Raw genomic sequence first — 6,708 nt, forward strand, 5'->3', positions numbered from 1 at the left:
GGCTACGCTCCTGCCTGGTCGGTGGTACCGGCTGCGGAAGGTGCCGAGAGTGCCACCGTCCGCTTTTCGATGCGCTTTTCGCCCTGCGACGCCACGACGACCCGTTGGACGAAGATGCCGGGGAGGTGGACGTGTTCGGGGTCCAGCTCCCCCGGTTCCACCAGCTCTTCAACCTCGGCAATGGTGGTCCGGCCGGCCATGGCGCACAGCGGGTTGAAGTTCATGGCCGTGGCGTGGAAGACGAGATTCCCGTGCCGGTCGCCCTTCCAGGCGTGGACCAGGCCGAAGTCAGGGGCGAGGGACTCTTCCAGGACGTAGTCCACGCCGTTGAAGGTCCGCACCTCCTTCGGTTCGGAGGCGATCGCGATGCCGCCGTCGGCGTCGTACTTTTGTGGCAGCCCGCCTTCGGACACTTGGGTGCCCACGCCTGCTTTCGTGTAGAACGCGGGGATGCCGGCACCGCCGGCGCGCAGCTTCTCGGCGAGCGTGCCCTGCGGTGTCAGCACAACCTCAAGTTCCCCGGAAAGGTACTGCCGGGCGAACTCCTTGTTCTCCCCGACGTACGAGCTGATGGTCCGGCGGATGCGCCCGTCCCTGAGCAGGATCCCGAGACCCCAGTCGTCGACGCCGCAGTTGTTGCTCACCGTCTCCAGATCCTTGGTGCCGTGCTCATGCAGGGCATCTATCAGGGCCACCGGGATCCCGCAGAGACCGAACCCCCCGACGGCGAGCGACGCGCCGTCGGGAATATCCGCAACGGCCTCCGCAGCGCTGGCAACAACCTTGTCAATCATCGTTGATCCTTTCAGGTGTCTCGTCAGGCTCGGCCCCCGGGCCGTTCAGAGCCCGAGTTCGCGGGCGATCAGCATCAGCTGGACCTCCGTGGTGCCTTCCCCGACCTCAAGGATCTTGGAGTCGCGGTAGTGGCGTGCCACGGTGAATTCGTTGATGAAGCCATAGCCGCCGAACACCTGGGTGGCATCCCGCGCGTTGTCCATGGCCGCCTCGCCTGCGACCATCTTAGCGATGGCCGCCTGGGTCTTGAACGGCTTGCCGGCGAGCATCCTGGCGGCCGCGTCGTAGTACGCCAGCCGGGCTGTGTGGGCGCGTGCCTGCATGCGGGCAATCTTGAAGGAGATGGCCTGGTACTTGCCGATGTTGTTGCCGAACGCCCTGCGGTCCTTGGCATACCTGACCGAGAGATCCACGCACCCCTGGGCCGCCCCGGTGGCCAGTGCCGCGATGGCGATGCGGCCTTCGTCGAGGATGGACAGGAAGTTCGCGTAGCCACGGCCCCGTTCGCCGAGCAGGTTGGCCTCCGGAACACGGACGTCCTTCAGCGTCAGCGGATGGGTGTCCGAGGCATTCCAGCCCACTTTGTTGTAGGCCTTCTCCGCCTTGAACCCCGGCGTGTTGGTGGGCACCAGGATGGTGGAGATCTCCTTCTTGATGCTGCCGTCCTTGCGCTCATGCTGCCCGGTCACGGCGGTGACGGTCACCAGCCTGGTGATGTCCGTGCCGGAGTTGGTGATGAATTCCTTGTTGCCGTTGATGACCCACTGCCCGTCCTCCAGCCTCGCGGAGGTCTTCGTGCCGCCGGCGTCGGAGCCGGCCTCCGGTTCGGTCAGCCCGAACCCTGCGAGCGCCTTTCCGGAGGCGAGCAGCGGCAGCCACTCCTGCTTCTGGGCTTCGGTCCCGAAGCGGTGGACGGGCATTGCGCCGAGTGAAACGCCTGCTTCAAGGGTGATGGCCACGGACTGGTCCACGCGGCCCAGCTGTTCCAGCGCGAGGGCCAGCGCGAAGTAGTCTCCGCCCATGCCCCCGGACTCTTCCGGAAACGGCAAACCGAACAGCCCCATGTCCGCCATTTGCGAGACAATCTCGTACGGGAAGCTGTGTTCTTCGTCGTGCTTGGCCGAGACCGGCGCCACTACCTCATCGGCAAACTCGCGGACGGTGTTGCTGAGGTCCTGGTATTCCTCGCTGAGCTCAAAATCGGCCATAGCTAGGCTCCCTTACGTTCATGTGTTGGATCTTGAATTGTTGGTTCTGATTTGTCGGCGGCAGGGTCCTGGGCATTGTCGGCCGCCGGGTCCGCGTGGATCGTGGCGAGCACCTGGTCGGCCTTCACCAGGTCCCCGGTCCTGACCGTGATGTGCACCGTCCCGGCGACTTCTGCCACGAGCTGGTGTTCCATCTTCATGGCCTCCACCGAGAGCAGCACCTCACCGGCTTCCACCGTGTCGCCGTCGTGCACGGACACCGAAACGACGGTCCCGGGCATGGGAGAGCGGACTTCCGGGTCCGCCGCGCCCACTTCACGCTCGATGGCGGCCAGCACCCTCGCAAGCCGAGACTCGCGGTTGAGCACTTCGAGTCCGCAGGACCAGCCGCCGCTGCCCACGTAGACGTTCTGCGGGCGCCCTTCCCGGGGGTAGTCCTCCCAGAACGATCCCAGCGCGAACGTGAACTCCTGCCCGTCAACGTCCAAGTCGATGGAACTGCTGGCCAGCCCCAGGACCATGACCTTGTACTCAGGGCCGTCATTGACCCGGACCAGGGCGTGTCCCAGGTCCAGGTTGCTCTGCCAGGTGACGGCCACCGTGGCAAGGTCACCGCCGGGAAGGCCAAAGCTCATCCTCCAGGGCGCGGGGCGGCCCAGCCGCCAGCCGCGGACGGTGTCCCACGGGGATGCGACGCCGTCAGGACCTTCGTCCATGACCCAGAACTGCAAGGCTGCTGCCATGAGCTCCGCGTCCCCTGCGCTCCGGAACGTCAGGCTCGGCATCTTGCGGTCAATCAGCGTGGTGTCCAGGCGGCCGGCGCGGACGTCGTCATCGTTGATCAGGAGCCGCAGGTATTCCACATTGGTCCCGACACCGAGAACGGTGTACCGCCCCAAGGCCGTGTCCAGCTTGTCCAGCGCCGACTGGCGGTCGGGGCCCCAGGCGATGACCTTGGCCAGCATGGGGTCGTAGTCGCTGGAAATCTCCAGCCCGGTCTGCAGGGAGGAGTCGATGCGGATGTGCGGGTCCGCTGACGCCGGGCTCGCGGAGTCAAGGTCTGCCAGGGCGGTAAAGATGATCCCGCGTTCATCGAGCAGCACCACTTCGCCGGAGGACGGCAGGAAGTTCCGCTCAGGAACCTCCGCGTACACGCGCCCCTCAACGGCGTGGCCTTCAAGCACGACGTCGTCCTGTGCCACCGTGAGCACCTCACCGGCGGCGATGCGCACCTGCCACTCCACGAGGTCCACGCCCGTGACCATTTCGGTGACCGGGTGCTCCACCTGCAGGCGGGTGTTCATCTCCATGAAGAAGAACTCGTCCGGGGCGTTGTCCGAGACGAGGAACTCCACGGTTCCTGCTCCGCTGTAGTGCACGCTGCGGGCCGCCTGGCAGGCGGCCTCCCCGATGCGCGCGCGGGTCACGCCGCCGTCGTTCATGGATTCCAGCAGCGGCGACGGCGCTTCCTCGATCACCTTCTGGTGCCGGCGCTGCAGGGAGCACTCGCGCTCCCCCAGATGGATCACGTTGCCGTGGCCGTCGGCCAGCACCTGCACTTCAATGTGCCGCGGAGCCATGACCAGCCGCTCCAGGAACAGGGTGTCGTCGCCGAATGCGCTCGCGGCAACGCGGCGGGCTGTGGCCAGGGTGGCAGGAAGGTCCTCCGGGCGTTCAACAACATGCATGCCCTTGCCGCCGCCGCCCGCGGACGGCTTGATGAGCAACGGATATCCCACGGCCGCGGCGGCGCTGATCAGATCCTCGTCCGTCAGGCCGGGCTCGGCGATGCCGGGAACCACCGGAACGCCATAACCGGCCACATGATTCTTGGAACGGATCTTGTCCCCCATGACCTCCAGGGATTCGATGCCGGGGCCAATAAAGGCGATGCCGGCCGCCGCGAGTGCCCGCGCAAACTCGACGTTCTCGCTGAGGAAGCCGTACCCCGGGTGCACCGCCTGCGCGCCGGTGTCCTTGCACGCCCGGATGATCGCCTCGATCTTGAGGTAACTTTCGGCCGCGGCAGCGGGCCCGATCCGCACGGCAGTGTCCGCTTCCCGCACGTGGCGGGCGCCGTCGTCGGCATCGCTGTAGACGGCCACCGACCGGATACCCATGGCATGCAGCGTCCGGATCACCCGGCAGGCGATCTCGCCGCGGTTGGCGACCAGGACAGTATGGAACATGGCCGGTTCGGTCCCCGCATCGGAGGCGGATACCGCCGGACGGGTCACTGCTGTCACTGCTGGATTAGTTACTGCTGGATTCGTCACTGCTTGCTCACATCCGGAAGAGGCCGAAGGATGTCTCCGGCAGCGGGGCGCGGGAGACGACGTCAAGGGCAAGGCCCAGTACGGTGCGCGTTTCCGCGGGGTCGATCACGCCGTCGTCCCAGATGCGCGCGGTGGAGTAGTAGGGGCTGCCCTGGTCCTCGTACTGCTGCCTGATGGGGGCTTTGAAGGCTTCCTCGTCCTCGGCCGACCATTCGCGCCCGGCGGCCTCATACTGGTCGCGCTTGACGGTGGCCAGCACGCTCGAGGCCTGGTTGCCGCCCATCACGGAGATGCGGCTCGCAGGCCACATCCAGAGGAAACGCGGGGAATAGGCCCGGCCGCACATCGAGTAGTTGCCGGCGCCGAAGGATCCGCCGATCACCACTGTCAGCTTAGGCACGCGGGCGGTGGCCACGGCGGTGACCATTTTGGCGCCGTTCTTGGCGATGCCGCCCTGTTCATAGTCCTTGCCCACCATGAAGCCTGAGAGGTTCTGCAGGAAGACCAGCGGGATGCCGCGCTGGTCGCACAGCTCGATGAAGTGCGCGCCCTTGAGCGATGACTCGCTGAAGAGCACGCCGTTGTTGGCCACGATCCCGACGGGGTGGCCGTGCAGCTTCGCGAAGCCGGTCACGAGGGTGGTGCCGTAATTCTTCTTGAACTCATGGAACCTGCTGCCGTCCACCAGCCGGGCGATGACCTCGCGGACGTCATACTGCGCGTTGACGTCCGTGGGGACAGCGCCGTAGAGCTCGGCAGTGTCCGCTACAGGCTCGACGGCGGTGTCCACGTCCCAGGCGGGCGCGGCCGGCCGCGGCAGGGTGGAGACGATGTCCCGGACGATCTGCAGGGCGTGCTCATCGTTTTCGGCCAAGTGGTCCGTGACGCCGGAGATCCTGGAGTGGACGTCTCCGCCGCCGAGTTCCTCGGCCGTGACGATCTCGCCGATGGCGGCCTTTACCAGGGGCGGGCCGCCCAGGAAGATCGTTCCCTGGTTGCGGACGATGACCGTTTCGTCGCTCATGGCAGGAACGTAGGCGCCCCCGGCGGTGCAGGAGCCCATCACGCTGGCAATCTGCGGGATCTTGGCCGCGGACATCCGGGCCTGGTTGTAGAAGATCCGCCCGAAGTGCTCCTTGTCCGGGAAGACCTCGTCCTGCTTCGGCAGGAAGGCGCCGCCGGAGTCCACGAGGTAGATGCAGGGCAGCTTGTTTTCCAGCGCGATTTCCTGGGCCCGGAGGTGCTTTTTGACCGTCATCGGGTAGTACGTGCCGCCCTTGACGGTGGCGTCGTTGGAGATGACCAGGACCTGGCGGCCATGGACCAGCCCGATGCCGGCGATCACCCCGGCACCCGGCGAATCGTCGTTGTACATGCCGTTTGCTGCGAGCGGGGCAATCTCCAGGAAGGGGCTGCCGTCGTCGAGGAGCTGGTCGATCCGTTCGCGCGGAAGGAGTTTTCCGCGGGCCATGTGGCGCTCGCGGGATTTCTCCGGACCGCCCATGGCTGCCGTGGCGAGCCGCTTGCGCAGCTCGCCTGCGAGCGCCTGCTGCGCAAGGCTGTTGGCCGCGAAGGCCTCGCTGGTGGGATCCAGCCGGCTGGCGAGTGTCTCCATTGACTACTTCCATTCCTTGACCGGCCCGACTGCCCGGCCTGGCTGCTTTCGGTTAGTGCCGTGTAACTGAGATTTAGGTTAGTCTCTATTAACTGTGATGTCCAACACGGCCGCGGGTTGCTAGTGTTTGCAGTTGCGAGGAGGAAATGTGCCGATCACGGAGCAGGGCCGGCTTGCCGGCAGCGGGCACGGCTCACAGCCGGACGCCCTGGCCGAGGGTGCCCAGCCGACCCGTGCCACCCAGCGCAGCCGAGCCAAGGAAACCCGCCGGCAGGCTCTGCTGTCCGCCGCCGCGTCGCTCTTCGCCGTCAACGGCTTCAACCGCGTCTCCCTGGAGGACCTCGGGGCCGCCGCCGGCGTCAGCGGGCCGGCCGTCTACCGCCACTTTCCGGGGAAACAGGCCGTGCTGGGTGCCCTGCTGCTGAGCGTCAGCCAGGACCTGCTCGACGGCGGACAGCGCGTGGTGGCCGATGCCGGGGACCCTGCAGCGGCCCTGGGCAGGCTAGTGCAGTTCCATGTGGACTTCGCGCTGAGCAACCCCGATGTGATCCGTGTCCAGGACCGGGACTTCAGCAACCTTTCCGACGAGGACCAGGCGGAGGTCCGGGCACTGCAGCGCAGCTACGTGGAGCTCTGGGTTGACGTGCTGGCGGGAATCCACACCGAGACGGAAACGGCAGACCTCCGGATGCGTGCCCATGCGACCTTCGGGCTGATCAACTCCACTCCCCACTCGGTGAGGAACCATGGCCGGCGAATGGCCATCAAGTCGGCCAGGCCTCTGCTGGAGAACATGGCACTCGCGGCACTGACT

Annotated in this window: 5 protein-coding genes; 1 reads left to right on the forward strand and 4 read right to left on the reverse strand. The window is 66.4% G+C overall.

Going from position 1 to position 6,708, the window contains the following annotated elements; genetic code table 11:
* Nucleotides 1–2: 2 nt before the first annotated feature.
* The 4 genes from LQ144_RS19690 to LQ144_RS19705 all read right to left on the reverse strand — a co-directional run bounded on the left by LQ144_RS19690 (nucleotide 3) and on the right by LQ144_RS19705 (nucleotide 5,894).
* Nucleotides 3–794, reverse strand: a complete 792-nt coding sequence (locus LQ144_RS19690) for a CoA transferase subunit A (RefSeq protein ID WP_230120610.1) — start codon at nucleotides 792–794, stop codon at nucleotides 3–5.
* Nucleotides 795–839: 45 nt separating this feature from the next.
* The gene (locus LQ144_RS19695; protein WP_230120612.1) at nucleotides 840–2,003 is read right to left on the reverse strand and encodes an acyl-CoA dehydrogenase family protein; all 1,164 of its coding nucleotides are present in this window, start codon (nucleotides 2,001–2,003) and stop codon (nucleotides 840–842) included.
* A gap of 2 nt (nucleotides 2,004–2,005) precedes the next feature.
* Nucleotides 2,006–4,192, reverse strand: a complete 2,187-nt coding sequence (locus LQ144_RS19700) for a biotin carboxylase N-terminal domain-containing protein (RefSeq protein WP_230120619.1) — start codon at nucleotides 4,190–4,192, stop codon at nucleotides 2,006–2,008.
* 94 nt (nucleotides 4,193–4,286) lie between these two features.
* Nucleotides 4,287–5,894 carry a carboxyl transferase domain-containing protein gene (locus LQ144_RS19705; RefSeq protein WP_230120614.1) on the reverse strand — a complete coding sequence of 536 codons (1,608 nt, stop codon included), beginning with the start codon at nucleotides 5,892–5,894 and terminating at the stop codon, nucleotides 4,287–4,289.
* 208 nt (nucleotides 5,895–6,102) lie between these two features.
* On the opposite strand from LQ144_RS19705, the gene LQ144_RS19710 reads away from it, so the two are divergent.
* Nucleotides 6,103–6,708: TetR/AcrR family transcriptional regulator (locus LQ144_RS19710; RefSeq protein ID WP_230120621.1), on the forward strand; the 606-nt coding region annotated here is incomplete at its 3' end.

The organism is Arthrobacter sp. Bi83, assembly GCF_918698095.1.
Taxonomy (GTDB): Bacteria; Actinomycetota; Actinomycetes; order Actinomycetales; family Micrococcaceae; genus Arthrobacter.